The sequence below is a fragment of the Verrucosispora sp. TAA-831 genome (genome assembly GCF_050780145.1).
GTDB lineage: Bacteria > Actinomycetota > Actinomycetes > Mycobacteriales > Micromonosporaceae > Micromonospora.
Window position 1 is genome coordinate 1,857,054 of sequence record NZ_CP192240.1, and the last position, 26,935, is coordinate 1,883,988.

18 protein-coding genes and 2 tRNA genes are annotated in these 26,935 nt (G+C 71.2%); 9 read left to right on the forward strand and 11 right to left on the reverse strand.

The window, feature by feature from the left end; all coding sequences use genetic code 11:
• The first annotated feature begins 198 nt into the window (after positions 1–198).
• Positions 199–1,686: a hypothetical protein gene (locus ACQVFL_RS08470; protein ID WP_431729085.1), complete on the forward strand. Its 1,488-nt coding sequence runs from the start codon at positions 199–201 to the stop codon at positions 1,684–1,686.
• Positions 1,687–1,809: 123 nt separating this feature from the next.
• Positions 1,810–3,201 (forward strand): UDP-N-acetylmuramoyl-tripeptide--D-alanyl-D-alanine ligase, encoded by a 1,392-nt coding sequence (locus ACQVFL_RS08475; protein ID WP_431729086.1) that lies wholly within the window; start codon positions 1,810–1,812, stop codon positions 3,199–3,201.
• Between the two features lie 3 nt (positions 3,202–3,204).
• Here the strand turns inward: ACQVFL_RS08475 and ACQVFL_RS08480 are convergent, their stop codons facing one another.
• Together ACQVFL_RS08480 and ACQVFL_RS08485 are read right to left on the reverse strand one after the other, a co-directional pair.
• Positions 3,205–4,650, reverse strand: a complete 1,446-nt coding sequence (locus ACQVFL_RS08480) for a UDP-N-acetylmuramate--L-alanine ligase (RefSeq protein WP_431729087.1) — start codon at positions 4,648–4,650, stop codon at positions 3,205–3,207.
• 166 nt (positions 4,651–4,816) lie between these two features.
• Positions 4,817–5,281: a helix-turn-helix domain-containing protein gene (locus ACQVFL_RS08485; protein WP_431729088.1), complete on the reverse strand. Its 465-nt coding sequence runs from the start codon at positions 5,279–5,281 to the stop codon at positions 4,817–4,819.
• Between the two features lie 562 nt (positions 5,282–5,843).
• Between ACQVFL_RS08485 and ACQVFL_RS08490 the strand changes: the two genes are divergently transcribed.
• Positions 5,844–7,133 (forward strand): helix-turn-helix domain-containing protein, encoded by a 1,290-nt coding sequence (locus tag ACQVFL_RS08490; RefSeq protein ID WP_431729089.1) that lies wholly within the window; start codon positions 5,844–5,846, stop codon positions 7,131–7,133.
• A gap of 7 nt (positions 7,134–7,140) precedes the next feature.
• Entirely contained in the window at positions 7,141–7,473 is a 333-nt protein-coding gene (locus ACQVFL_RS08495) for a PPC domain-containing DNA-binding protein (RefSeq protein ID WP_431729090.1), read from the forward strand.
• Between the two features lie 48 nt (positions 7,474–7,521).
• Here ACQVFL_RS08495 and ACQVFL_RS08500 read toward each other — a convergent pair whose 3' ends face one another.
• The 5 genes from ACQVFL_RS08500 to ACQVFL_RS08520 all read right to left on the reverse strand — a co-directional run bounded on the left by ACQVFL_RS08500 (position 7,522) and on the right by ACQVFL_RS08520 (position 15,949).
• Positions 7,522–9,351 carry an eCIS core domain-containing protein gene (locus tag ACQVFL_RS08500; protein ID WP_431729091.1) on the reverse strand — a complete coding sequence of 610 codons (1,830 nt, stop codon included), beginning with the start codon at positions 9,349–9,351 and terminating at the stop codon, positions 7,522–7,524.
• A 13-nt stretch (positions 9,352–9,364) separates the two neighbouring features.
• Entirely contained in the window at positions 9,365–11,500 is a 2,136-nt protein-coding gene (locus ACQVFL_RS08505; protein ID WP_396691486.1) for an ATP-binding protein, read from the reverse strand.
• Entirely contained in the window at positions 11,497–12,153 is a 657-nt protein-coding gene (locus ACQVFL_RS08510) for a DUF4255 domain-containing protein (protein ID WP_431729092.1), read from the reverse strand. Before ACQVFL_RS08510 ends, ACQVFL_RS08505 begins: the two co-directional genes overlap by 4 nt.
• Before the next feature lie 19 nt (positions 12,154–12,172).
• Positions 12,173–15,187 (reverse strand): hypothetical protein, encoded by a 3,015-nt coding sequence (locus tag ACQVFL_RS08515; protein ID WP_431729093.1) that lies wholly within the window; start codon positions 15,185–15,187, stop codon positions 12,173–12,175.
• A gap of 138 nt (positions 15,188–15,325) precedes the next feature.
• Complete coding sequence (locus ACQVFL_RS08520; protein ID WP_431729094.1) at positions 15,326–15,949, reverse strand: LuxR C-terminal-related transcriptional regulator; 624 nt, start codon at positions 15,947–15,949, stop codon at positions 15,326–15,328.
• 203 nt (positions 15,950–16,152) lie between these two features.
• Here ACQVFL_RS08520 and ACQVFL_RS08525 point away from each other — a divergent pair, with 203 nt between their 5' ends.
• Complete coding sequence (locus tag ACQVFL_RS08525; RefSeq protein WP_431729095.1) at positions 16,153–17,436, forward strand: hypothetical protein; 1,284 nt, start codon at positions 16,153–16,155, stop codon at positions 17,434–17,436.
• A gap of 100 nt (positions 17,437–17,536) precedes the next feature.
• On the opposite strand, the gene ACQVFL_RS08530 is transcribed toward ACQVFL_RS08525, so the two are convergent.
• Positions 17,537–17,776, reverse strand: a complete 240-nt coding sequence (locus tag ACQVFL_RS08530; protein WP_396691481.1) for a DUF6458 family protein — start codon at positions 17,774–17,776, stop codon at positions 17,537–17,539.
• A gap of 151 nt (positions 17,777–17,927) precedes the next feature.
• On the opposite strand from ACQVFL_RS08530, the gene ACQVFL_RS08535 reads away from it, so the two are divergent.
• Together ACQVFL_RS08535 and ACQVFL_RS08540 are read left to right on the forward strand one after the other, a co-directional pair.
• Positions 17,928–18,000: transfer RNA gene (locus ACQVFL_RS08535), tRNA-Gly, on the forward strand.
• 39 nt (positions 18,001–18,039) lie between these two features.
• Positions 18,040–18,114 (forward strand) — tRNA-Val (locus tag ACQVFL_RS08540).
• 13 nt (positions 18,115–18,127) lie between these two features.
• On the opposite strand, the gene ACQVFL_RS08545 is transcribed toward ACQVFL_RS08540, so the two are convergent.
• The 3 genes from ACQVFL_RS08545 to ACQVFL_RS08555 form a co-directional block, all read right to left on the reverse strand.
• On the reverse strand, positions 18,128–22,186 hold the full coding sequence (locus tag ACQVFL_RS08545; protein ID WP_431729096.1) for a trypsin-like peptidase domain-containing protein: 4,059 nt from the start codon (positions 22,184–22,186) through the stop codon (positions 18,128–18,130).
• Positions 22,187–22,201: 15 nt separating this feature from the next.
• On the reverse strand, positions 22,202–22,531 hold the full coding sequence (locus ACQVFL_RS08550) for a CU044_2847 family protein (RefSeq protein ID WP_396691479.1): 330 nt from the start codon (positions 22,529–22,531) through the stop codon (positions 22,202–22,204).
• A 196-nt stretch (positions 22,532–22,727) separates the two neighbouring features.
• Entirely contained in the window at positions 22,728–22,865 is a 138-nt protein-coding gene (locus ACQVFL_RS08555) for a hypothetical protein (protein ID WP_396691478.1), read from the reverse strand.
• Between the two features lie 44 nt (positions 22,866–22,909).
• On the opposite strand from ACQVFL_RS08555, the gene ACQVFL_RS08560 reads away from it, so the two are divergent.
• Positions 22,910–23,581, forward strand: coding sequence for a hypothetical protein (locus ACQVFL_RS08560; RefSeq protein ID WP_396691477.1), 672 nt, complete (start codon positions 22,910–22,912; stop codon positions 23,579–23,581).
• Entirely contained in the window at positions 23,578–26,898 is a 3,321-nt protein-coding gene (locus ACQVFL_RS08565; RefSeq protein WP_431729097.1) for a helicase HerA domain-containing protein, read from the forward strand. Before ACQVFL_RS08560 ends, ACQVFL_RS08565 begins: the two co-directional genes overlap by 4 nt.
• The last annotated feature ends 37 nt before the right edge of the window (positions 26,899–26,935 follow it).

Genomic DNA, 26,935 nt, shown 5'->3' on the forward strand with positions numbered 1-26,935 from the left:
ACCCGCACGTGTGCCCTCGCGGTCACCGTCGACTGCCCGCCCGGCCGCGCAGACTTGCCGGACGGCAGGAAGAGCCAGCGGGCCGGAAGGAGCACGATGCGGGCCGGAGAGTGGCGTCAGGACCAGGGCGAGCGCGGTACGGGAGGGTCGGTCCGTCGCGGTGGCACCGCGTCCGGTGCCCGGCCGGAACATCCGATCATGGCGCTTCAGCACGCCGCCGGGAACGCGGCCGTCGCCGCCGCACTCTCCGGTGAGCACGGCGGTTCGCCCGCCCTGCCGGTGCAGCGGGCACCCGGCGGAGCCCAGTCGACCGCGACCGAGCAGGCGGCACCGGACTACACCTCGCGTCTGTCCCGGGGGCCGCTGCTCAGCACCGCCGAGCGGGACGAGATCGATCGGGCGGGTCCGGGCAGCGCGGTGCAGGCCGAGACCGGGTCGTTCGAGGAGGCGCAGGCGTACCTGGACGCGAGCAAGTACTACGACTGGCTGCAACTGCCGCCGGGGAAACGGCTGTACGTCGCGACCCTGGCCTGGGAGCGGCGGGCGGAGTCCGGCGGCATCCGCGACACCCCCGCGTACGTGCTGGCCCGGGGCATCATGATGCGGTCCGCGCCCGAGGGCGACCCGCTGCGCGAGGAACTGGAAGCCGAACTGACCACCGACGTACGCGACACGTTCGCCGCCACCCTCGCCGCCCAGGATCTCCAGGCCGGTCAGGAGGGCACCGAGGCACTCAGCGCACCGCAGATCGAGGAGTTCAACCGGAAGAACCAGCGGGCCAACACGCTGCTCCGGCGGCTGTTCGTGATCATCCAGCAGGGGCTGGAGGTGGCCGGGGCCGAGGGCAAGAACTCGGCGGACCGGCAGTGGCGTCGCCACACCGGAGCCGTGGCGCGGGCCCTCGCGCACGGCGGGCGGGTCAACGTCCGGGTGGAGATCCCCCGGGAGGAGACGGCGGAACCGATCGGTGGCAGGTCGCTGCCGGACTGGTTGGGGATGCGGAACCTGCCGAAGCGGGCGTTCAGCACGCACGACATGACCGGCGGCAGCGAGGAGACGCTGCGCGAGGTCGGCGGCGTGAAGGCGACGGCCGGCAAACTCGTCAAGTACCCCCGGCGCGACGAGCGTGGCGCGGACATCGCGGCCGGTGGCATCGGCAGCCGCGACTTCAACGGTGACGTGGTGCTCCCCGACGGCGTGCACGGCCACATCCTGCTCGTCTACAAGCCGCCCACCGCCAGCGACATCGGCTGGCTCCAGATCGGCCTGGAGACCACCGCCCCCGAATCGGTGAAGGACACCGTGCTGCACGCGATCGGCCTGTCCAAACCGGATCCGAACGCCCCGAGGAACCCGGTCGGATACCGCCACACCGCCAAGTCCACCGAGGCGACCGCCAACCCGGCCTCCAGCGTCGGCGGGCTCAAACAGGACAAGATCGGGGTGGGCAAGCTGGACACCATGCGGGTCACGCTCGGTGGCGACTGGCTGCGCAAGCTCAAGGCGGAGGACGCCAGGCTGACCGAGCAGATCAACCGGGCGGAGCGGGACGAGAACAGGCTGCGGGAGATCTTCTCCGCGCTGGTCGGCACCGGCGACGACTACGCACAGCTCGTCGCCGACGAGCAGCCCACCGTCGCGCCCGACCCCGGCGGCCCGGACGAGATCGGGCCCGCCCCCAGATGAGGACGACCTCGGCCGCCGTCCGACGGACACCATTCGTGGCCGCCGTCGGCCACTATCCGGCGACACCTCTCTGTGACCACTCACCCGGCATACCTCGCACGGTAAATTCATCAGGTGCTTCCGATGACCCTCGAAGAGATCGCCGCCGTTGTCGGCGGAGCCGTGCACGATGCTCCTCACGGCGTCACCGTGACCGCCCCGGTGGTATTCGACAGTCGGCAGGTGGACACCGGGGGAATGTTCGTGGCGCTGCCCGGTGAGCGCGTCGACGGGCACGACTTCGCTGCCCGCGCAGTCGAGGCCGGGGCGGTGGCCGTGCTGGCCTCGCGCCCGGTCGGAGTACCGGCGGTGGTCGTCGAGGACGTGCCGACGGCGTATGGGCAGCTTGCCCGTGCTGTGGTCGACCGGCTTTCGCGCACCACTGTCATCGGAGTCACCGGCTCGGTAGGCAAGACATCGACCAAGGACATTCTCGCTCAGGTGCTCCCCGCTTGGGGTGAGACGGTGGCCAACCGGGCATCGAACAACAACGAGCTTGGGTTGCCGTACACGGTCACCCGCGCCACCGCCGACACGCGCTATCTGGTGCTGGAGATGGGTGCACGCGGTATCGGACACGTCGCCTACCTCACCCGCATCGCTCCGCCCGCCGTCAGTGTCGTCACCCGCGTCGGGCACGCGCACATCGGGGAATTCGGGTCGGTGGCGAACATCGCCCAGGCCAAAGGGGAGATCGTGGAAGCGCTGCCTGACGCGCACCACGGCGGGTTGGCAGTGCTCAACGCCGACGACGCGCGTGTGGCGGCGATGGCGGAGCGGACTCGCGCGCGTGTGCTCACCTATGGCATCGACAGCCCTGCCGACGTGCGGGCTGAGAATGTCGTCATGGATGAGTCGGGCCGCGCCGGATTCCGGCTCGTGTACGACGGCCAGGCCGCCGAGGTGCGGTTGCGGCTCTACGGGCTGCACCAGGCGTCGAACGCCCTCGCCGCCGCCACCGTCGCCCTTGGGCTGGGACATTCGATCGACGCCGTGGCCGAGGCGGTGTCGCAGGCGGAGGCGGTGTCTCCGGGGCGGATGCAGGTGACCACTAGGGTTGACGGCGTGACGGTCATCAACGACGCCTACAACGCGGCACCGGACGCCATGCGCGCCGCACTACGGGCATTGCATGCGATGGCGGGAGACGGTCGCCGTGCCGTCGCCGTGCTGGGTGAGATGACCGAGCAGGGCGACTACGCCGCGCAGGTTCATCGTGAGATCGGGGAGCAGGTTTCGGAGATCGGTGCCGGGTGGCTCGTCGCGATCGGTGCCGCGAACGCTGACCAGTACGCGGCCGGAGCCTCCGGCACGGCGGTAGATCGGGCAGCGGACATGGAACAGGCGTGGGAGCTGCTACGTGCAGGGCTGCGGCCCGGTGATGTCGTGTTGGTGAAGGCAGCCAACAGCGCCGGACTCCTCAAACTGGCCAACAGGCTTGCCGAGGAGCCCGACGCCGTTACCGCCGAGGCGTAGCGGTTACGCGGACAGCGCGACCTCGGGCCGACTGGTCAGGCTGTCCAGGATTGCCGCGCCGTAGCCTGCCACGTCGCCGGTGCCCATCGTCAGCACCACGTCACCGCGGCCAGCCATCCGCGCCACGACCCGGGCGGCGTGCTCCGGCCCGAGCGGCAGGCAGTACGAGCCCTCACGCAGTCGCGCGATGATGGCCGTGTTGTCCGCGACCGGTCGTCCCTCCGGCACGGTGCCGTGCACGTCGAGAAGCAGCACGTAATCGGCCTTGTCCGCCAGCACCCGCCCGATCCGCTCTCCGAAGGCCAGGACGCGGGCGTGTCCGGACGGCTGGAACACCACGAACACCCGCCCACGGGCCAGCGTGTGGGCCGCTTCCAGATCGGCCGCGATCTCGTTCGGGTGGTCGGCGTAGGAGTCGACCACCATCACGCCGGCCCTGCTGCCGAGCTGTTCGAATCGGCGGCGCACTCCGGCGAAGGTGCACGCCGCCCGGGCCACGTCGGCGGGATCCAGGCCGAGGGCCACCGCACACGCCATGGCTGCCGCCGCGTTGTCCAGGTGGTGCCCCGCCGGAGTCGGCAGGGTCAGCCGTACCTCCGTGCCATTAGCAACGCGCAGCGTTACGGAGGCCGACCAGCCCTCGGCGTGCACGTCCAAAATCCGTACGTCGGCCGTCCGGTCCCGGCCGTACCGCAGGACCGTCAGGTCCGGACGCTCGTCGGCGATCACATCGGCCGCCACCGTCGCGCCCACACAGTCCGCGTTGACGATCAGGAACCCGGACGGAGCGATCCGGCCACCGAAACCGACGTAGGCCCGCATCACGTCGGCGTGGTTGACGAAGTTCTCCGGGTGATCGTCCGTCACGTTGGTGATGACCGCGATCGACGGAGCGAGGAAGTGGAAGGACCGATCCGACTCGTCCGCCTCCGCGACCAACAGGCGCGATCGGCCGAGGTGCGCGCCCGAACCCGGGCCGGTGAGGTCCGCCCCGATCAGATGCGTGGGGTCCTCACCGAGGGTGCGCAAGATGTGGGCGAGCAGGCCCGCCGTGGTGGACTTCCCGTGCGATCCGGACACCGCCACCAACTGCCGCTCGGCGGAGAGGGCGTGAAGAACCTGCGCCCGATGCACCACCGGGATTCCGGCAACCCGGGCCGCCCGCACCTCCGGCACGTCCCGCGCCACAGTGGTGTAGACGACGCAACTCGCGCCCTCGATGTAGGCGGGGTCGTGACCGAGGTGCACCCGCACGCCCGCCGCGCGCAGGGTCGCCAGGGTGGCCGAGTCGTGCAGGTCGCTGCCGCTGACCTCGTGTCCCAGTTCGGCCAGGAGCCGGGCCAGGCCGGACATCGCGGAACCGCCGACGCCCACGAAGAGGGGGCGAGACAGATCGATCGAGCCGGTGTACGCCTCGATGGTCGGGTTACCAGTGATCGTGTCGGTCATGATGCTGTGTCTCCTTCGAGAGAACTGATCGGGTCGGCACTACGAGCTGACGTACGAGGCACACGCCTCCTTTCAATCGCCGTGACTCCTTGCGCACAGCCGAACTGGCTCCGGGACACCGCCTCGGCCGTGCGAGTCCAGTCGCTCCGCAGAAGGGCGGAGCGAGTCATCCAGGGCGCTGCCGCCGAACCGCTCCGACGACGGTCGGACGGCCGGGCTGCGCCGACGCAGCCACCTCACTGAGCAGGCGTTGAAGATCGCGGCACACGCACCTCGGCGGCGACTCAGACAACCGCAGCCGGATCCGCTCCATCGCTACCTGGTCGCGCAAGCGATTCGACAGCGCCTCGGTCTCCACCCACGCGGCCACCAACAGCCCACGAGCGCCCAGAGCAAGATCACACCCCAACCAGAACTCCCGTGGAGCTGACTGCCGTCCCGTCTCAACGTTGGCGACTGTGCTGCGGGACCACCGCACCATCCGAGCGAGGTCCACCTGCCTGACACCGGCAGCCGTACGCACGTCCGCTAACCGAGCCCCCAGCAACCGACGAGCCTCCGCCACCGTCTCCGGGGTCACCTGCTCCAGAGCCGGGCGTAGCGGGATCAACGCGGCGGTGGCACCTGTCATCACGGCGACCTACCGCGCCGCGAGCAGCATGGGCACACCGACACGACGTGCGCCGATCAGCTCCGGGCGAGTAGCCCCGGGCCGCCGGCTGGGCAGACGTAGTGATCGCGTGAACACCAGAACCGCCGCCTCACGGGGGGCGCACGGCCCCGCCGTTTCGCAGCTCAAGCACCTGCCGTCCGCGCTCGACACCGCGTGCCGCTCAAGCGCAACTTGCGCGGCATCGACCTGTTCGCCGCCGGGGTACATGCCCATCCGTAACCGCCTTCCACGCTGCATGGCCGAACGTGCTGTGAGAGGACAGGCCGGATGTCGCGTCCGGCCTAGCGCAACGCGCCGACTACCTGCCCGCGCCGACTGAACAGCGCAAACAGGAGCCGCAGCGCCGTAATCGACTTGTCGCTTATCGTTACGACACGATGCCGGAGGTCAGACCTTCGGCAACATGACAGAGGACGGATGTCAATATGCGTCTGATGCATAGGCACAACCGGCACTCGGATGGGATCTTGGAGAGGCACTGCCTACCATCAAGGCTCGGCAGCCACGCAAGGACGCCAAGATGACACCGACCCGCCGGAACCGCTATTGCCGCTGCGGCGCACGGCTCGCACGCGACAACACCGGTGGCCGTTGCTCGCCCTGCGCATCCCACGGCCGCCAGCACCCAGGGGTGGCACCGGAGATTCCGGCCGACTTCTGGAACGAGGTCGTCCTTGACCAAGCACTACAAGACCGCCACATGGGCCGGGTAATCCGGGCCTGGCGAACGCACCCCTACCATGGCCGCCAACCGATATCTCAAGATCAGGCCGCTTCCTGGGTCGGTATGAGCCAAGCTCAACTAAGCCGGATCGAGAACGGTCCCCCCGTCGTCCATCTTGACCGTTTGGCGCAGTGGTCAGCAGTGCTACACATACCGGAAGACCGATTGTGGTTTGCCCTGCCCGCCGCCAGCCGAAAGCTGGACGAGAAAGAGGGCACAGTGAACCGCCGCCAGTTCTTCGCCTCGACGGCAGCCACCGCCGCCAGTGGATTTCTGCACGACTCATCAATGCCAGGGCAGCCGATTGGCGACCACGAAGCCGCCGAGTGGCTCGCATGGCACCTTTGGCAGAACCGCAAAGACGAGCTGCACTCTTCTCAAATCTCGCAGCCGGTTGCTCATCGCTTGAACACACACCCACACGTTGTACGCACAGCAGGCGGAGCATACCGATTCACGGACCCGGCACTGACTGACGTTCTGGTTGCTCACCGCGTGTTCGGCGACATCGCACAAGGCAGCGGACATCTGCTCGCCACAGCGCAGACGAGCCACGCCACCGACCTGACCATCAGCGCACTGGCAGCCGAGAACGAGGGCGCACGCCGGGGCCTGACCGCATGGATGCGAAGCGGTGCCACCGCAGTGCTGAGAGTCAACTCCGCCGGCATCCTCGCTAAGATCGGAGCGGCAGACTTGGGCGACGCGGCAATCTCGGCCATCCGCAGCGACCAGGACGCCCGACACCTCTACGTCACAGCCGTCGCCAGTCGAGTCCTAGAACTGCCGTGGGGGCGAGCAGTCGAGCTTTCCGGTGCAGCAAACACGCAAGCGGCCGTCTGGAGACTCGGCGAAGGCGACGACACCAAAGCGTGGGCATCACGCCGCCTTGCAGATGAACTCACGAACAACCGAGACGCCGCCGCCCGATGGTGTAGCGCCGTACTGCTCGCGAATTTCGTAGACGCCAAGGACACGGGGATGCGATCGGCTCTGATGTCGGCCGTCAAGAACGAACCGTGCCGCGAGAACCTGCGCGCCTATGCAGCAGTGTTGGCCGGTGCTACTCCTCTAACGATTGGATAAGCAAACGATGAAGCTGTTGAGCGTCAAGCCCGGGGAAGAAGTAATCGACACGCTCGCCCGGCGCGCAGCCGAAGAGGGCATAGCGAATGGCGCAATCGTCTCTCTGATCGGTGCCGTCGACGCATGCGCGATCAGCAACATGCCAACGGACGACGCAAGCACGGATATCGTCAACGAGTACCGGCAGCCGTTCGAGCTGAGCGGCACCGGCGAGATCCGAGACGGCAAGATCCATGTGCATGTAGTCCTCGGTCGGGAGGGCGACCTTGCCCTTGCCGGTCACCTGCACTGGGCGCGCGTCGAAAACTTCTTCGTGCACGCGTACACGCTCCCGTTGTAGAGGGATGAGACAGGCTGTTGGCTGGAGCCCGCGTGATTCGGGACGAGATCAGATGGCGCGGAAACCCTTCCTGCCATCCATGTTGTCCTCCAGTCGTACGGCGGGCACGTCGAGCAACTCGTCGATGCCGGGGAACCGGTTGGGTAGGGCCACGCCACCCGCGATCGCCGAGGTCGGCGCGCGGTTGGTGTGTGTACCGGCGTGTGACTCGCCGGCCTGCATCAGGTACTTGCCCGGATCTCCGCCCGAGGCGACGGTCTGCGCCCGGTCTCGCCGGACCACCTGCTCACCGTAGGTGTTCAACAGGACGGCGCGATTGTGGATGTTCGTGCCGACCTGGCGCGCGGGCCGACCGCCGGTGCCCTTGACCCGCATACCCGCGCTGCGGGCCTCGGCCAGGAATCCGGCGAGGTCGACGGCGTGTGACCGCTGGTAGGTGTTGCAGAAGTTGGTCAGCTCCCGACTCATCACGCCGCCGGCGAGGTACTCGTCGACCAGGCGCTGGTGCGCGTCCTCCCGGAGTGACTCCAGATAGAGCGTCCGTACCCCGTTCTGGTGCAACCGCGCCATGTGGTCGACGGCCCAGGCGAAGAACGGTTCCGCACGGTGTGCTCCGCCGATGACCAGACCGTCGTTGAAGGTCAGCAGCATGTCCGTCGCGTCGGCCGCCGGCATCTGGATCCCGCGTAGCAGGCCCACCGTGACATCCCGTCGGGCCTGCGCGTTCTCGGGCCCGGATTCGTTCTGGTACTGCGCCTCCCGGTTCACCGCGTCGGCGGCAAGCTGTTGGTCCCGGGCGTCCTGGGCCTGCCAGTACGGCAGGGAGGCCGGATCAAGACGACCCAGCTCCTCCATCATCTCCGCGTTGCTACGGGCACCTGTGACCCCGCCCGCCAACGTGATACCCACCTGTTGCGCCACGTTGGTAAGCGCGGTGCCGAGCTGGTATCCCGTTCCCGGTGGACTCATCTCGCTCAGCGAGGTGAGGTCGGTGTCGAGGCGGATCCGCTCCTTGTACGGGGCCTGCTCGGTGGCTGCCTGGTAGGCGGTGGCCAGTTGGTTCCAGGCCGCCTGGTCCACCTGGGTGGCGGGGCGCCGGTTCGAGCGTGATCGGCGTGGCCCGCGAACCTGCACCGAGGGGCCAGTTGGCTCCCGGTGCAGCTCGTCGGCGCCGACCCGCTGCACCGCGGCACCCGCCGCCGACCCGATCGGTGCTGACATGGCCGCTTGCGGCGCCTGGTGGACGTCGTGCGCCGGTGGCGGTGTGCTCAGTGCCCGGTGGGCGTTCGCCTCGGCCGCCCGCTCGAAGGCGTCACCCGGGTCGGAGACCCGCTGGCCGTGACCGTTGTCCGTGCCGGCGACCGGGCCGGAGCGCTGCTGGATGACGTGCGTGAGTTCGTGGGCCAGGGTGTGCCGGTCGCTCCCGCCCCGGCCGAGCACCACGTGCGATCCCGACGTGAAGGCGCGGGCGTCCACCTCCGCCGCCGAGCGTTCGGCGAGCGCGCCGGTGTGCAGCCGTACGTCGGAGAAGTCCGCGCCCAGCCGGGCCTCCATGTCCTGCCGTACCGGCCCGGCCAGCGGGCTGCCCGACGAGCGCAACACCTGGTTCACCGCCGACCGCTGCACCGGCTCCGACTCGTGGCCGTGGTCCGGGTCGGCGCAGCGCATCCGCTGCACCGCCAAGGTGGCGGCGGCGTTACCGGCCCGGTGTTGCAGGTCCAGGATGGTGGCCGCCGCACCGCCCGGTCCGACGCCGGTCGGTCCGACGGACGCCGCACCCGCCTCCGGCCGGACCTGCTCGGCGCCGGTGGTCTCCGGTCTGGTCGGCGTGACGGGGCGGGCCGCGACGTCGCGGCCGGCCGGATCGTGTGCTCGCATCGCTGCCCTCTCGTCAGTGGATCCGCGCGGGCTCCCCGCGAGGTTGGTGCGCGCCGAACTCGCTCTCCAGCAGCAACCGGCCGAGCTTGCGGTACTCCCGCTGCACCGCGCCGACCAGGTCCGCCATCCGGACCGGCCGACCGGCCTCGGCCGCCAGGTACGCGGCGGTCACCACACAGGCCCGGATGCTGCCACCGGCCAGCTCGAAGCTGCGGGCGCAGAAGTCCAGGTCCAGGTCGGGATCGCGGGGCAGTTCGGTGCCGAGGCAGCGGTCCCAGAGCGCCCGCCGCTGCGCCACGTCCGGCATGGCGAAGTCGACGATCAGGTCGAGCCGCCGGGTGAACGCCTCGTCCAGGTTGGCGCGCAGGTTCGTGGTGAGCACCGCGACGCCGTCGAAGGACTCCATCCGTTGCAGCAGGTAGGCGCTCTCCAGGTTGGCGTACCGGTCACGGGCGTCCTTGACCTCCGACCGTTTGCCGAAGATGGCGTCCGCCTCGTCGAAGAGCAGCAGGCCGTTGACACCGGCCGCCTCGGTGAAGATCCGTTCCAGGTTCTTCTCCGTCTGGCCGACGTACTTGTCCACCACCGTGGACAGGTCCACGACGTACAGGTCCAGGCCGAGGTCGGCGGCGACCACCTCCGCCGACATCGTCTTGCCGGTGCCCGAGTCACCGGCGAACAACGCCAGCACCCCGCGCCCGCGCCCGCCGCCGGGACGCATCCGCCACCGGCCCAGCACCCGGTCCCGGTACCGCACCCGCAGGGCCAGCTCCCGCAACTGGTCGTGCACCTGCTCGGGCAGCACCAGATCGGCCCAGCCGACGCCGGGTTCGATCCGCCGGGACAGCCGGGCCAGGCCACCGGCGTTCTGTCCGCGTACCCCCGCCCGCAGGTGCCCGGCGTCCACCCGGTCCGCGCCCTCGAAGAGCGCGAGCTGGTCGGCGGCCTGCGCGGCCCGCCGGATCTGGTCCGGGCCGAGCAGGTACGCCGCCAGCTCCCGGGCCGCGTCCACGCCGTCGGCCCAGCCCGCGGGCCGGTCGGCGGCCCGCGCGGCACCCGCCGTGCGCCACAGCCGGGCCCGGCCCTGCTCGTCCAACGGCGTGGCGGTCACCAGCAGCGGCGCCTGCCGGCTCCAGTGCGGATCCCACTCGACGGTTCCGGTGAGCAGCACCGGCACCGGTTGGTCGGCGACCCGGCGCAGCAACCGGGCGTGTGCCGGCGTTCCGGTCGGTTCGAGCGCCTGGACCGGCCCGACGACCAGTCCGGCGCCGCGCAGCCGGGCCTCCCGCACCGCCACCGCCAGCACGTCGACCGGGGCCGGATCGACGACCAGCGCGTCCAGGTCGAGGCGGAGGACCGCCCAACCGGCCGACACCAGCGCGGCGACCCCCAGATCGTCGGCGACAGCACCGGGCTGTTCCCGCAGGTACGCCAGGCGCACCCCGGCCCGCACCGCCGCGCCGAGGCGGTCGGCGGTGTCGGACGGCGGGGCCGTGTCGTCCCCGACGGGCCAGGCCAACTCGGCGAGCCGGGCGTCGACGGTGTCGTCACCGAGCAGGTACCCGGCCACCCGGTCGGGCACCCGCAGTGGCCGAGACAGGTACGGCTGGTCCGGCTGCTCGACCAGCAGCAGCCCACCGCCGACCAGGGGAGCGGAGCCGGCGAACCGGGACCGTCCGGCGACCGCCGAGGCGGGCGTCCCGCACAGCTCCAGGGCCAGCCCGATGGTGGCCCGGCGACGGCTGACGTCGTCGTGGAGGTAGCCGTACAGCTTCTCGTACCGGGACTCGACGTCGGGCAGCAACGCGACCAGCAGAACGTCGACGTCCAACGGGGTGAGTCCGAAGCGGCGCGCCAGCCGCAGCAGGCGCGGCTCACCCGCGTCGGCAGCGGTCCGCTCCGCCGGGCCGAGATGAAAGGAGGGGTCCCCTGCTATACACGAGGCGTTAGCAGGGTGCCCTTCCTTTCGCCACGGCGCCGGTTCGGCGGCGGCCAGGCGTTCGGCGTGGTCGGCCGACACGTACAGCCCCCGGAAGGCGTCGTCCGGGTCGGGGTCGTCCCGGCGGCGCTCGGCCACCGCCCGGCGTACCCGCGCGGCGACCAGCCCGAGCCGCTCCGACAGGTACGCCGTGTCGTCCGCCCCGCTCACCGCAGACCGCCCGGCCCGGGGGACCGACCGTCGTCGTCCCGGCGGGGGGCGGCCACCGTGTGCGTACGTCGACTCACCCGCGTTCCGGCGATGTCGCCGACCCGGACGGTCCGCTCCCGCACCGGCGGGGCGGCCGGCGACCGGCGGGTCGAGACCGGGGCGGTGACCACCAGGTCCAGCGACGGTTTGAGCTCGCCGCCGAGCGCGGTCCAGACATCGGCCAGCGCCCGTCCCTCGCCGGGTGGCGCGGCGACCGACATCGGCACGGCCAGGCCGAGCGCGGCCAGCGAGCCGGTCATCCGCTCGGTCGGCACCTCGTCGTAGCGGATCAGACCGGCCAACAGGCTGGCGAGCAGGCGGTGCTCGTCGGTGGGTCGGTTGGTCCAGGCGGTGACCAGGTAGGACAGCGCGAAGAAGTGCGGCGAGTCGTGCCAGGCCACCGTCTGGCCGGTCTCGTCCCGCTCGGCGACCCGCCCCTGGAAGTACCGGGACCGGTCCTCGCGGATGTCGTAGAGGAACAGGTTCACCGTCGGTGCGTTGCGGCGGGTCGCCCAGTCCCGGGTGGGCGCGTCGAACGACACCTCCACCCCGCTACCCGTCAGCGCCTCGGTGGCGACCAGCCCACGCAGGGCCTCGTCGATCTCGTGTATCACGCGCCCGCTCCCATCGTCGTCACCAGCTCCGGCGCAGCAGTCCGGGGGGTTGCTGGGCCGGCAGCACCACCAGGAACGGTGTGTTGACCGGGCGGAACCCGGTGCCGGTGGCCACCGCCCGACGTTCACCCAGCCGGTCCTTCGGCAGCACCAGCACCTGGGCGGCGAAGGTGCCGTCGGCGGCCGGGCGTACCGGCGCGGCGGTCGCGGTGATGCCGACGTCCCAGGCCAGACGCACGGGTTGACGCGGTGGGAAGTCGATTCCCCGGATGGTGGCGACGAAGCCGGGCGGCCCGATCTCCGGCACCGCCACGATCCGCGGCTGGAGTACCCGCAGCCGCGCGGTGGCGGTGTCGTTGTCCGGGTCGGCGTTGCCGCCGGTGGTGGAGACGGTGCCCCGGACGATCGTGTCGAGGGCCGCGCCGGGGGCGAGTGTGCCGCCGACCGTGGCGGCGGCGCCGGGGGCGAGGTCCGGCACCGGGCAGCCGTCGTCCCGGCAGTCGGGCAGCAGCCCGCCGGCCGGTACCCCGTCGGGCAGGCCGGCGCGGATCCGCAGGCCGGTCGCGGTGGTCCCGCCCGCGTTGCGCACCGTGTACCGGACGGTGACGACGCCGCCGACGTAGCCCGGCTGCGGGTCGACCGAGACGGTGATCGTCGGGTCGGCCGGGCTGCCCGGCGGTGCGGGCACGACCCGGACCGTGGTCGCCGTGGCGTTGTCGGCCGGGTCCGCGTCGGTCGGGCTGGTCTCGACCGACCAGCCCACCTCGAAGTTGCCGGCCGCGGTCCCGACCAGGTCGACCCGGACCTCGACGGTACGTCCCACCTCCAGGCGACCCAGCGCGCAGCGCAGCGTGGCGAGCACACACTCACCGGCCGGTGTGTCGAGGCCGGTCACCGACAGCCCGGCGGGTACGCGCAGGACGCCCTGCACGTCGTCGGCGGCGGTCGGCCCCTGGTCGGTGACGGCGAACCGCAACGAGGTGGGGCCGCCGACCGTGGTGGTGGGCGCGGGCACCGACACGGAGGTGGCGACGTCGACGCGACGCTGCCAGCTCGGCTCCTTCTGCCGTCCGGGCAGGTGTCCGGTCAGCGGGCCGACGGTGCCGGCGGCCAGGTCGTAGCTCCACAGTGCCTCGGGTGAGTTGTTGCCCTCGGCACGGCGGGCCGAGAACGCGAGCCGCTGGCCGTCCGGTGACCAGGCCACGTCACGTGGCTGGTGCGGGGCGTCCTCCCGGTCCGGGACCGGCAGGGCGCAGGACCCGCCACCGGCGGGCAGCAGCAGGCGACAGTCGCCGTCGTCCAGGTCGAGCAGGACCAGACCGTCGGCCTCCCGGTTGAAGACCAGTCGGGTGCCGTCCGGGGAGAACGCGGCGCTGTCGTCGACGACCGGGCATCCGACACCGCAGATCGTCTCGGTCAGGTCGGTCTGGTCGAGGCCGTTGCCGGCGTTGGCGGTCCAGATGTGGGTGGACACCTCACCCCGGTAGGTGCCCCGGGTGAAGGCGATCTGGGTGCCGTCGGGCGACCAGGCCGGCTGGGTGTCGTCGAGTCCGGCCAGCGGGGCCGGGACCGGCAGGTCCAGCAGGAGGTCCCCGTCGACGGCGTCGACCACCTCGATCCGGGACGGCGAACGCGTCCCCGGGACACCGCCCGGCGAGTTGCGGACCAGGGCAAGCCGGGTGCCGTCCGGCGACCACGCCGGGTCGGTCTCCCGGTCGCCGCTGCCCCGCCCGGCGATCGGCAGCAGCCGGGGCCGACTCCCGTCGGCGTCCACGATCCACAACCGTTCGGTCCGTACGCCGCCGACCGTCTCGAACCGGGTGACCGCGATCTGCCGCCCGTCCGGTGAGTACGCCTGCCGCTCGAACCACGGATCACCGTCCACCGGCTCCCAGAGCAGCAAGGAGTTGTCGAACGCCCCCGGGTCCTCGCGCAGCACCGACACGCCCAGGTCACGCGGGTCCACCCCGTCCGGCCGGATGTCCTGGAGGGTGGCGGTGGTCCGGTCCAGGGCGCTGGTCCGGCCGACCAGCAGCGACTCGGTGCCGCTGCCCGGCGCGGTGTACCAGGTGGGATGGCTGACGTCGCGGTTCTCGTCGAGTCGTTGCACCACCACGCACTGGCACACGTCCTCCTGCACCAGCACCGAGTAGAGCCGGTCGACGTCTCCAGCCGATCCGCCGTCCGGCAGCGTCCGGCTCACGAACGCCACGGTGGCCCCGTCGGCGGTCCATGCCGGTTGCCGGGCCTGCCAACCGCCGGGCAGCATCTGGGTCCGCGCGGTGCCGTCCGGGGCGATCAACCACACCTCGGGGGCCGGTTCGGCCGGCCCGACCGTGTAGGCGAGACGGCCGTGCGCCGGGTTCGGATCCCAGGCCGGCTCGGCGGCACCGGTCGCCTCGGTGGTGACCTGGGCGACCGGGCCGCCGTCGACGGAGATCCGATAGATCTGCGGAACCGTGGCGTCGCCGCGCTGCCCGGCGAAGGCCAGCGTCGTACCCTCCGGTGACCAGGTCGGCCACCTGTTGTCGCCGGTGCCGTCGGTCACCCGTCGGCTGTCGCCGCCCGCCACGTCGACCACGAACACGTCGTGCGCGCCGTCGGCCCGCCCGGCGGCGGAGCTGTACGCGATCCGGGAGCCGTCGGGGGAGAGCACCGGCCGGGACTCGTCGGCCGAGTTCTCGGTGACCCGCTGCACCGGGCCGGTGCCCCGCCGCAGGTAGACCTCGGTGGTGCGGGTGTCCCGCCGACCCACCCAGGTCACCGTCGACCCCCGGGCCGAGACCTCGTCGTCGAAGTGGCCCGGGCCGGGGCCGAAGAACGGTGCCGCCGTCGCCGCCGAGCCCTCGCCCGTGACGACACCGACGCCGCGGTGCCCGGTGCCGGCGTACGCGATCCGCTGGCTCAGTTGGTCGTTCGGAGCCGGTGCGGGTGGTGTGGTCGGGGCCGGCGCGGGCGCGGCGACGGCGACCCCTGTGGTGGGCGGCGGTGCGGCCACGAGCAGCACGGCCAGGACGACAGGGAATCCGATCATGCGTCGCACGTGGACCTCGCGAGGCGGACGTCGTACGGGATGGCCACCGCCATCCTCCGGTGCTGCGGCGTCCGGCCGCCTCGACCAGTCGGGCACCCGAGGGGGCAGCCCACCCCGCCCGTTGAGGCAACCTCCGCCTCAGATCAAGCCGTTGCGCAGCGCGTACGCCACGGCGTGCGCCCGGTTGCGCAGTTGCAGCCGACTGGTGACGTCGTGCAGGACGTTCTTCACGGTCCGCTCCGAGTACGACAGCTTGCCGGCGATCTCCCGGGTGTCGAGCCCGTCCGCGACCAGCCGCAGCACGTCCACCTCCCGGGTGCTCAGCCCGAGCAGGGTGAGCCCGCGTGGTTCGAGGACCTGCCGCTGCAACCGCCCCATCTGGGCCATCAGCCGTCCCAGCAGGTCGGCCGGGAGCGCGCCCTCACCCCGGGCCACGGCCAGCACGATGTGACTGAGTCGTTCCGCGCTCGCCTCGGTGCGACGGACCAGGCCCACCACGCCGTGCTCCACCGCCTGGGACAGCCCGGCGTCGTCGATCCGGGCGGGCACCAGCACCAGTTTGGCCGGGCCGGTGCGGTGCAGGCGGCGCAGCAGCCGGATGGCCGACTCGTCGAGGACGTCGACGACCACCAGCGAGACGCTCTCCGAGGTCTCCCGGCCCGGTTCGATCACCCACAGGTCCGGACGGGCACGCAGTTGGCTCTCCACCCCGGACCGCGAGATCGGGTCCTCCGCGTGGACGCTCACCGTGACACGCTGCATCTCCAGCCTCCCCCACACCTCGACGCCCGTCCCGGTCGTCCGGCCCGGACGGCCCGGCACGGCGGGTACCGCGCCGGTACGCAGAGCATGACGAGCGTGACTTCGCGTGCACCTAACGTGGACCTAACGGGCAACGGTTCTGCCCGTGCCGGTTCCCCGCCGGACGGTCGCCAGGCGTCGCCGCACGCCTACCGTGGGCGGACATGAGCGTCTCGTTGGGCCTGGTGGACACCCCGACGGTGGTCGTGCCGGGAGAAAGCGTCGACATACCGGTGACGATCCGCAACTCGGGTGACGTCGTCGAAGCGTACGACCTCACCATCGTCGGCGTGCCCGACGCGTGGGTGACGTTCACGCCACCCCGGGTGTCCCTCTATCCCGGGGCCGTCGAGACCGTCGTGCTCACCGTCCGGCCACCGCGCTCCTCCGAGGTCCGCGCCGGTGACCTGCCGTACGGTGTGCGGGTGGTGCCGTCCGAGGCGCCGGAGACCGCGACGGTCGAGGAAGGCGTGCTGACCATCGCGCCCTTCTCCGAGGTGGCCGCCGAACTCCGGCCGCAGGTGCGGCGGGCCCGACTCGGTGCGCGCTACCGGATCGCCGTGGTCAACGGCGGCAACATCGGCGAGGAGTTGACCGTCGCCGCGACCGACGGCGCGGAGCAACTGCGCTTCACGGCCCGCCCGACGGCGATGATCCTGGCCGCGGGCGAGCAGTACCAGGCCGGACTCCGCGTACGGGCGACGCGGCTGCTCTGGCGCGGCACGCCGCGCCACCTGCCGTTCCGGGCGCTGCTGACCGACCGGGACGGCCGGGCGATCACGCTGGACGGCACGCTGGTGCAGCAGCCGGTCCTCTCCGGGTGGCTGCTCAAACTGTTGGCGCTGCTGCTGGCGTTGCTGCTGCTCCTGCTCGCGCTCTGGTTCGGTCTGCTGCGTCCGGCGGTGCAGTCGGCGGCCCAGGAGGCCGCCGACGAGCGGGTGGCGCAGGCCGCGACCGAGATGCAGGCGTCCGCGAACGAGGCTGCCGGCGAGGCGGCCCGGGAGGCCGTCGCGCAGGACCGCGCCGAGAATCCCGTCGCCCCGCCATCGAGCCCCTCGCCGACGCCGGCGGCGGCCCCCGGCGGCGGCGGACAGTTCGCCACCGCGCTGACGCTGCGGACCAACCCGGGCAGCACGGCGTCGCGCAGCTACACCGTGCCCCGCAACCGGGTCCTGCTGCTCACGGACTTCCTGGTCGACAACCCGCAGGGGGACACCGGCACCCTGACCATCACCGCCGACGACGTGCGGGTGGTCACCTACGGCCTGGAGAACTTCCGCAACCAGGACTACCACTCGGTCACCCCGATCCGGATACCGGCCGGGGCGCGGGTGACGCTCACGGTCGAGTGCCGCCAACCCGGCACCCCGGTCGGTGCCGCCACGCCCGGGACCTGCCAGGAGGGGCTCTACCTGAACGGCATCCTGAACCGCACCCGGCAGAGCTAGCCACGACGTTGGCGGCCACCGTGCACGGTGGCCGCCAACGTCGTGTGCCGGACGACCGATCAGCTCCGTCGGCCGCCGACCAGTCCGCCGTACGCCGTGTTCACAGCGGCGGCGCGACGTCCCGGCGCTCCTCGACCCGGCGGTACTCCGCCGGCTGCTCGGTGGTGACCACCTGACGGCGGCGGCCCCAGACCAGGGTCGTCATGATCAGACCGAGTACGCCGGCGGCCATCAGGATCCAGCCGACCACGTCCAGGTCGAGACCACCGATGCTGGCGTTGACCGCGAAGGCGAGGATCGCGCCGAGCGCGAGCAGGAAAACACTGGTTCCGATACCCATGACAGCCTCCTTCTTCCAGGGGCGCGGTGTGCTGTCGTAGAGGTCTGTACCCCGACGGTGAGCGGCACAATCACGCGGGGAAGCGGGGTGGCCGGCCGGGCGATCTTGTCATCGGGTAGAGTGGGCGCGTCCCCGGCACTTCACGGGGTACGCGGACGTAGCGCAGCTGGTAGCGCATCACCTTGCCAAGGTGAGGGTCGCGGGTTCGAATCCCGTCGTCCGCTCGTAGCCTGCCCGCACCCTCCGGTGTCGGCGGTCTCCACGGGCGATTGGCGCAGTGGGAGCGCGCTTCCTTGACACGGAAGAGGTCACTGGTTCAAACCCAGTATCGCCCACCAGTCCGATCGCGTGTCAGCCGGTGACGGCCAGTGCGAGCAGTCCCTGATCAAGCCCCACCAGCAGCGTGTCCTCGACGGTGCAGCAGGCGAGCGCCGGGTGGTAGACGGGGATGGTGCGCACCAACCGGCCGGTCGTCGGTTCCCAGATCCGCACCGTACGGTCCCTGCTGGTCGAGGCGAGCAGATCACGACCGTCGACCCGGACGAGGCTCAGACCGGTGACGGCTGCGGTGTGTCCGGTGAACCACCGCACCGGCTGGCCCCACTCGGCGTCCCACATCCGGATCGAATGGTCTGCGCTGGCGGAGACGAGCATCGGACGATCAGCCACCGGGACGGCGCAGAGCGCGGTCACCGCGTCCTGGTGACCCTGCTGGGTCCAGATCGGGCTGTCCCCGCCGGCCCACAGCATCACGGTGCCGCTCTTGTCGGCCGAGGCGAGTGCCTCGATACCCGGCCAGGTCACCGTGGTCAGGGCCGTCACCCAGGCGCGGGTGACGTGTCCGAGCAGAACCCCACGCACCGAGCCGGTGTGCGGGTGCCACAGCCGGATGGCCTGGTCGTCGCCGGCCGAGGCGATCACCGTCTCGCCGTTGACCACGAGTGGGCAGACCGCCGCGACGGAGGCGTGGTGTTCGCTCATCACGTGCGTCGGTTGATCGTCGTGCGACCCCCACGACCCGACGGTGGCGTCGTCCTGAGCCGTGAAGATCAACGGTTCCTCGTCGTCCGGGATGGCGCACAGGGCGTTGACCGCCCCGCCCGACGTGCTGAACTCCCGCACCCGCTCGCCGGTGCGGGCGTCCCAGACCCGCACCCGGCCGTCGGCACCGCCCGAGGCGACCAGCGCGCCTCGCGTGCCAGGCACCGGGCAGAGGGCGGTGACCGGCCCGAACCGGTCCTGGTCGGCGACCGTGTCGGGTTGGCCGCCGGCCGGGTCCCACAGCCGTACGGTGCCGTCGTCTCCGGCGGTGGCCAGCATCCGGTCCTTCGCCGTGCGCAGCTCACACACCGCGCGGACCCAACTCGCGTGCCCACGCAGGCTGGGGCGGCCGGTCCAGGTCGACACCTCCCACAGTCGGATGAGTCCGTCCTCGCCGGTGGACGCCAGCAGGAGCCCGCTGTCGACCTCGACCGTGCAGAGGTCGGTGAGGGGTCCGTCGGTCTCCAGGACCTGCACCTGGCGGCCGGTCAGCGGATCCCAGAGGCGCACCGTGCCGTCGTATCCGGCCGAGGCGAGCAGCGTGCCGTCGGGTGACCGCACCGCATAGAGGGTGGTGACCCAGCCGGTGTGACCGGTGAGGACCAGCATCGGGCGGTCGTCGACGGTCGGCTCCCAGATCCGGATCACCCCGTCGTAGCCGGTCGAGGCGAGCAGGTGGCGGCCGTCGGCCGGCACGTACGTCACCGCGGTCACCCAGCCGGCGTGGCCGGTCAACTCGTACCGCTGGGTGCCGCTCACCGGGTCCCACACGCGTACGGTCCGGTCGTCGCCGGCCGAGGCGAGCAGGTCACCCTCCGGCAGTGGGATGGCGCAGATGTTGCGTACCCAGTCGTCGTGTCCGCGCAGCTCGTGTCGGCGATGACCGGTCCGTGGCTCCCAGAGCGCCACCGTGCCGTCATGCCCGGCGGTGGCGATCAGCACCTCGCCGAGGGCGGTCCGGACGGCGCACACGCCCCGGACCGTGTCGTCATGACAGGTGAAGACCGACTCGACCTGGTTGGTCAGCGGATCCCAGAGCCGGAGGGTGCCGTCGTCACCGACGGAGGCGAGTAGCCGCCGGTTGTCGATCTCGATGGCGGCGACGTCGTAGACGGCCTGGGAATGGCCGTCCAACACGCTGCGTTCCTGGCGCGGCGGGGTGTGCGCCCACCGCGCCTGATAGGGGGCCCGTGCGGCGGTGACACCGCTGCGCAGACCGTCGAGGCGGTCGACGACCGAGAACAGCGCGGCCCGTTCGGCCGGCTCCGCCGCGACCGCCAGCGGGGTGCGTTGCAACAGCCTCGCTCTGGCCTGCGGTAGTGGCGCCGTCGGGAGCTGTTCCGTGTCGACCACCGTGAGCAGCCGATCCAGGTGCGCGTGGAACAGGTAGTCCTCGTCGAGGAGCAACCGGTCCACGAGCCCGGCCCGGGCGGCGTGTTGCGGCAGCGACCGGAGCAGGTAGTCGGGAGCGTGCGCCCAGCCGTCGGTGTGGGCCTGGTCCGCCCACGCGGACACCAGTCGGCGTTGGTCCTCGCGTCGCGCCGCTCGCGCGTCGCGCTCGGCGAGCAGCGCGTCGTTGAGCGCCTGATGGAACAGTCGGTAGGCGGGCTGGCTGCCGCCGCCGGTCTCGACCAGGAAGTTCGCCGCCGAGGTACGGGCGAAGGCGAGAAGCTGCGCCTGCGTGACCGCACCGCCCAACGCCGTCACCGCGGTCTGCCACAGGGCGAGCGGCAGCCCGGGTGTCTCGGCGTACGCCAGGGCGGTGAGGGCCAGTCGAGCCGAGGTCGCGCCGGCCGCGGGAAGTCCCGCCAGGTAGGCGTCCAGCGCGTACGCCACGGTCGCGGTGAACGACACGGTGGCCGGGTCGACGGGCTCGATGTCGCGCAACGCGTGTGCCCGCGCGACGAGACCGGCGACGAGGAAGTTCCCCTTGGCCAGGGTCGCGATGCGGTGGGCGAGTGGTGCGGCGGCACCGGGTGGGGCGTACGGGTTGGCGGGACGCTCGGCGCCGAGTAGTCGCAGCGTCGCCTCGGCGTAGTTGACCAGGTCGGACTCGGCGAAGTACTCGGGTGTGTCCAGGTCGATCAACTCTGCCCGGTCGCCGAAACAGGCGATCAGGTCACCACGGTCGTCGGAGCGGCGGGTGCCGACCACGACCCGGACCCCGTACCGGCCGCATTCCTCACCCATCGGCAGCAGGATCTCCTCGATGATCCGTCGGGCGTGGTCGGGGTTCACCGCCTCGTCGAGCGCGTCGATGACCAGAGTGAAGCGGGTGGACCGACGGGCCAGGCGTCGGCGTACCGCCGGCACCAGGTCGGCGGGGGCGGCGGGCAGGTCGACGGCGACCGCGCGGGCGATCTCGGTAGCCACCTCGTCTGCGGTCTTGCCCTTGACGTGTACCGCGCACGAGACCGAGCCGACCGTGGCGGTGACGGCGACGTCGTCGGCGGGAAGCGTGGCGCGGATCTGCCGGTCGGCGGTGGTGACGACCCGCCCCAGCACCGCCGACTTGCCGACCCCGGGCGACCCGGTGACGATCAGTGGACGGGTGACCGCCGTCGCCCCGTCGAGCCAGTCGACGACGCGACGGAGGGCGGTGGTCCGTCCTCGGAAGCGGGCGCCGCCTTCGGTGTCGACCGCCACCCCACGGGCCCGGGGCAGCCAGTGCCGACCGGCCTCACCGTCGCTGCTGAGCGTCCAACCCCAGGCGGAGAGCGCGGTGTCGTCGGCGTCCTCGATCCGCCAGGCCGACAGCGTCTCCAGCTTCATCTCGGGTATCTGCTCGTCGGCGTGGTGGAGGGTGACCGCCTGTCCCCGGCCCGTGCCGTCGGCGGAGACGACGACGCCGATCACCGCCTGGTACTCGGGAGACCAGACGGCAGCGCCGCTGAACCCCTTCCTCAACGCGCCTCCGGCACCGCTGTCGATCATCACGTGGCCGTATCCGCCGAGTTCGGTGACGGTGCCGGTGGCCGAGGTGCCGCCGATGACCTGGGTCGGGAACCCGAACGCCCAGAAGGGGCGGTCCACCAGGGGCTTGGGTTCGAGGCAGCGCAGCCGCGCGGGGACCACGGTGGTCGGCACCGGCTCGACGAGTTCGAGCAGGACCAGGTCGACGTGGGCGGTCTGTTTACCGTCGTGCAGGCACTGCCCGACCTTGCGACGGTCGAAGTAGGTGACCTTCGGCGCGAGCGGGAAGGCGACATACAGGTCGTCGTGGAGGGTGCCGTCGGTGGAGAACGCCACGTGGTGACAGGTGAGGACGAGGTTCGTGTCGATGACGATGCCGGTGCCGACCGGGGTGTCCGGGTGGGTGCCGCGATGGAGGGCGGCGACCCATGGGCTGTCATCGGGGGCTGTCGTCACGGGGTCGCCCGTTCGTCAGGGCCGGAGACCGGTGCCGCGATCCGGGGCGTCGTCCGCGTGCCAGGCGAGGGTGACCTCGAAGTTCGCCTCTCCGGTCGCCTTCGCCACCACCCAGTTCGCCGTGCCGGTCGCCTTGATCCCGAACCGGACCTCGACCGAGTCGGGAGCGACGGACTTCACCTGTTCCAGCAGTTCCTTCGCAGCGGCGACCGCAGGTGCGGCGGATTCCCTTACCCGACCGGCGACATCGCCGATCCCGGCGGGCTGGAAACCGGCGAGCGGTTCGACCTCGATCAGTGCGATGGTCTGGTCATCGACCTGGTAGCGGACCACTTCAGACTGCACAGGTCACCTCCGTTGCCCTCTCCCCGGAACGGCAGGAGAGGTCGCGGCGCCACCCAATTGCCGGCGGGCCTCTCGCCGAACCGCCATGCTGCCTGTTGTGCTGGACATTTGGCAACGGTCGTTTAGTCGATCACCACTGGCGGCTCCGAACGGGTGTTCCAGTCACACCGTCCACGCTGCCCGACTGAAGATCCACTCAACGGTGTTGTCGGTTATTGGCAGCAGGATTGGTGACCTTGCGCTCGTCGGTCGCCGTCGGCAGAATCGGCCCGTGCGCGGGGCCAACCCGTTGCGGAACCTGAACCACGGCCACCCCTTCCGAGTCTTCGATCATCACCGTCAACGTGGTGAAAGCTCGTGCCACAGAGGAGCATCCGCATGCCGGAAAAGGAACTGACCCTCGTTGACCGGTGCATTCTCGTCACGCTTATGATCAAGGCGACGCCGCTGCCGCAGACCTACTTCACCAATGTCGCCGGGATCGGCCTGAAAGCGGATCACCGGCGTCGACTTCTCTCGCTCGATCTGATCGAGGTTTCCGAGAAGCCGATCACCCTGTCCCTGACCGACAAGGGATGGAGCCGGGCCGCCGAGGAGTTGGGGGCCGAGGCGCCCAAGGGCGCCGGGACGGCGGGCGGCGCGCTCTATGTCGCGCTGGACTTCCTGCGGCGGCTGATCGACCACTCGGGCAGCCGGGCCGACGACCTCTTCCGGTTGCAGATCAAGGAGGACGACGTCGTCTCGGCCGTGGCCGTGCCGCCCGTGGACGCGGCACGGGCCGGCTCTCCGGTCGATGCGGTCGCACTGATCCGACAGGCATACCACGGGTTGGCGGCGCGTCCCGGCGACTACGTCATGCTGTCCGACCTGCGCGCCGCGGTCGCGGACCTGCCCCGTCCGGAGGTCGACGCCGCGCTGGTGCACCTCAACCGGGACCGCAACGTCCACCTGGTGCCGGAGTCCAACCAGAAGGTGCTCCGGTCCGAGGAGCGCGCCGCCGCGGTGAGTATCGGCAACCAGGACAAGCACCTCATCGCCATCTCGTCATGATGGCCGCCGAGCAGCGGCGGGCCCTGGCTGCGTTGAGGTTCAACTGGGCGCCGACACCGGACGACGTCTGGAAGCCGACCCCGTTCCATGTGGAGGGACTGCACCACGACGTGGTGCAGACGGTGCTGGACAGCTTCGCCGAGGCGGAGCAGAGCGCCGATTCCAGCCCGGTGGGTGTCGCCATCCTCGGCCAACGCGGCACCGGCAAGACCCATCTGCTCGGCACGGTGCGTCAGGAGGTGCAGCAACGCGGCGGGTTCTTCTTCCTGGTGGAGCTGCTGGAGGCCCGGGCGTTCTGGCACAGCACCGCGATGTCGATGTTGACCGGCTTCGCCAGGGCGATGCCGGACGGGACATCCCAACTGCGGACGTTCCTGCGTCGGCTGGCGGACCGTGTCGACGCACCGCGAACGGTGCGCCGGGCGGTCACCGGTGAGACCGAGCTCAGTCGACCGGCGCTCGACGCCTTCGTCGACCTGATCCGCAAGAGCAGCCGCCAGATCGGGACCGAGTGCCAGGACACCGCCCGAGCGTTGGTCCTCTATGCCGCCGAGCAGTCGGCCCTCCAGGACATCGGCTTCGACTTCCTCTGCTCCAGCGACGAGGAGGAACCGGGTCTCCGCGCCGGCTGGGGTCTGCGACGCACCCGGCGGGCGCCCCAGGAGGTGGTCCAGGACACCTCCCGCCTGCTGGCCATGGTCGGTCCGACGGTGATCGCGGTCGACCAGATCGACCTGATGGTCGCGCAGTCGGTGAAAGCGACCAACCACGACGTCCGGGGCGAGACCGACTGGCAGACCTCGCTGTTGCTGGAGCAGGTGGCCAGCGGGCTGATGGCCCTGCGGGAGACCACCCGCCGCTCGCTGTCCGTGGTCTCCTGTCTCCCGCAGACCTGGCAGAACGTCAAGGAGCAGGCCACCGACACGGTGCAGGACCGGTTCCGGGAGGCCGCCCCGCTCAAGGAGATCCCCGCCGCCGAGGTCGGCCGGGAACTCGTCGAGAAGCGTTTCGCGATGCTGTTCGACGAACTCGGCTTCGCGCCGCCGTACCCGTCCTGGCCCATCCATCCGTCCGCGTTCGACGAGGTGGAGGGCTTCACCCCGCGCGAGTTGCTGCGTCGCATCGACGCGCACGTACGGGCCTGTCTGTCCGCCGGCGAGGTGCGGGAACTCCGGCATCTGCTGCACCCGACACCGGACCGACCCGTCGTGACGACCGGATCCCCGTCGGACCGGGCACCCGGCGCGGCGGGCCACGCGGACGAGTTCGGGAAGATCGACGTCAGGTACGCGGAACTCGTCGCCGGGGCGGACCCCGAGCCCGCCGTCCGCCAGGACTCCGAGGACGCCCGGGTCCCGGAACTGCTCAAGGCCGGGCTGACCGCGTGGATCGCCGGGCAGGGCCCGGCGGTGGAGGCGTTCAGCCTCGATCCGATCCCGGCCGGCGGGAAGCCGGCCCTGCACGCTCGGCTCCGACACAGCCTCGACGAGGAGAGCGAGGACGAGGAGCACTGGTCTTTCCGGGCGATCTGCGCATCACACCACATCGCGGCACTCAACCGGATACGCAATGCCGTGACCACCGCAGGTCTCACCGAGGGCGTCGCCAAGCGTCGGCTCTTCCTGCTGCGCAGCGCGGCGTGGTCGACGGGGGCCCGCACCCGGGAGGTGCTGGAGGCGTTCGAGCGGGCGGGCGGGCGGACGCTCACCTTCCCGGCTGCGGACATCCGCCGGCTGGCCGCCCTGGAACAGCTCATCCAGACGTACGGCCTGGAGACGTTGCGGCCGTGGTTCGCCGACCGTCGACCCGTGGCGGACATCGGCTGCCTGCGCGAGGCGCTCGGAGCCGGGCCGGGCGGTGCGCACGACGGCGACGCGCCGGTTCCCGCTCCGCCCTCCGGCGTCCTGCCCACCGTCGAGGTGTCGGCGGGAACGGCACCACATCCGGAGGCGCCGCCGACCGATCGGGTCGTCGGGCGGGCGCCTGTCCCCGCGACACCGCCCACGGACGTACCGGTGACCGCAGTGACGTCGTACCCCCCTGTCACCGGTCTCGCACCCGTCGCCGGAGTCGACCCGCACCATCTGGTGCTCGGTGTCGTCCCCGGACGGCCCGACCCGGTGCGGATCGGTCTGGAGTCGCTGCGCCGGCACACCGTCGTCTTCGCCGGATCCGGCTCGGGAAAGACCGTGCTGATCCGCCGGCTCGTCGAGGAGTGCGCCCTGCGCGGTGTCTCCGCCATCGTCCTGGATCCGAACAACGACCTCGCCAGACTCGGCGATGCATGGCCGGTGCCCCCGAACGGGTGGGCGCCGGGCGACGCGGACCTGGCGGCGGCCTACCGATCCGGGACCGACGTGACGATCTGGACGCCGGGCCGGCAGGCGGGTCGTCCGCTGGCGTTCCATCCGTTGCCCCGGTTCGCCGATGTGCTCGACGATCCGGACGGTTTCACGGCGGCGGTGAACGCCGCCGTCGCCACGTTGGCCCCGCACGCTCGGGTGGACGGCGGTACGGACAAGGCGCGACTCGGACGTGCGGTGCTCCGTGAGGCGCTGATCAGCTATGCCCACACCGGTGCCAACGACCTGCACGCGTTCACCGAGGTGCTCAACGAGCTACCTGACGGGGTCAGTCAACTCGACAGCGCGCCCAAGCTGGCGGCGAGCATGGCGCAACTGCTCAAGGCGGCGCTGATCAACGACCCGTTGTTCGGTGGGGCCGGGACCCCTGTCGACCCCGGCGACCTGCTCACGCCACCGCCGGGCCGACGGGCCCGGATCTCGGTGATCAGCTTCGTCGGGCTTCCCGACGACCAGCAGCGGCAGAGTTTCGTCAACCAGCTTCAACTGGCACTCTTCACCTGGATCAAGCGCCATCCGGCCGGTGACCGCCCCCTGGGCGGGCTCCTGGTGATGGACGAGGCCCAGACGCTGGCCCCGTCCGGTGCCGTCACCGCCTGCACCCACAGCACCCTGGCGTTGACCTCGCAGGCGCGTAAGTACGGGTTGGGCCTGGTGTTCGCCACGCAGTCGCCGAAGGCGTTGCACAACCAGATCCCGGGTAACGCGGCCACCCAGTTCTTCGGGCTGTTGACCGCGCCGGTCCAGATCGAGGCGGCGCGGGACGTGGCCAGGGCGAAGGGCACCGATGTGCCGGACGTGGGCAAGATGCGCACGGGGCAGTTCTATGCCGCCGTCGAAGGGGCTCGGTTCGTCAAGATGCAGGCGCCGATGTGCCTGAGCCACCATCCGCCCAGCCCGCTGACGACGGAGGAAGTCCTTCGCCGTGCGGCTGCTCCGAACTCCGCCGCCTAGACCGCACAGGTCGTGGGCTGCCGCACGGTACTGCTGA

Bases quoted from the DNA above. Each gene is read 5' to 3' on its own strand.
- ACQVFL_RS08565 (WP_431729097.1), top strand. From the start codon at position 23,578: ATGATGGCCGCCGAGCAGCGGCGGGCCCTGGCTGCGTTGAGGTTCAAC.
- ACQVFL_RS08530 (WP_396691481.1), bottom strand. From the start codon at position 17,776: ATGGGTATCGGAACCAGTGTTTTCCTGCTCGCGCTCGGCGCGATCCTC.
- ACQVFL_RS08555 (WP_396691478.1), bottom strand. From the start codon at position 22,865: ATGATCGAAGACTCGGAAGGGGTGGCCGTGGTTCAGGTTCCGCAACGG.
- ACQVFL_RS08515 (WP_431729093.1), bottom strand. From the start codon at position 15,187: ATGATCGGATTCCCTGTCGTCCTGGCCGTGCTGCTCGTGGCCGCACCG.
- ACQVFL_RS08475 (WP_431729086.1), top strand. From the start codon at position 1,810: ATGACCCTCGAAGAGATCGCCGCCGTTGTCGGCGGAGCCGTGCACGAT.
- ACQVFL_RS08525 (WP_431729095.1), top strand. From the start codon at position 16,153: ATGAGCGTCTCGTTGGGCCTGGTGGACACCCCGACGGTGGTCGTGCCG.
- ACQVFL_RS08520 (WP_431729094.1), bottom strand. From the start codon at position 15,949: ATGCAGCGTGTCACGGTGAGCGTCCACGCGGAGGACCCGATCTCGCGG.
- ACQVFL_RS08500 (WP_431729091.1), bottom strand. From the start codon at position 9,351: ATGCGAGCACACGATCCGGCCGGCCGCGACGTCGCGGCCCGCCCCGTC.
- ACQVFL_RS08480 (WP_431729087.1), bottom strand. From the start codon at position 4,650: ATGACCGACACGATCACTGGTAACCCGACCATCGAGGCGTACACCGGC.
- ACQVFL_RS08470 (WP_431729085.1), top strand. From the start codon at position 199: ATGGCGCTTCAGCACGCCGCCGGGAACGCGGCCGTCGCCGCCGCACTC.
- ACQVFL_RS08485 (WP_431729088.1), bottom strand. From the start codon at position 5,281: ATGACAGGTGCCACCGCCGCGTTGATCCCGCTACGCCCGGCTCTGGAG.
- ACQVFL_RS08490 (WP_431729089.1), top strand. From the start codon at position 5,844: ATGACACCGACCCGCCGGAACCGCTATTGCCGCTGCGGCGCACGGCTC.
- ACQVFL_RS08495 (WP_431729090.1), top strand. From the start codon at position 7,141: ATGAAGCTGTTGAGCGTCAAGCCCGGGGAAGAAGTAATCGACACGCTC.
- ACQVFL_RS08560 (WP_396691477.1), top strand. From the start codon at position 22,910: ATGCCGGAAAAGGAACTGACCCTCGTTGACCGGTGCATTCTCGTCACG.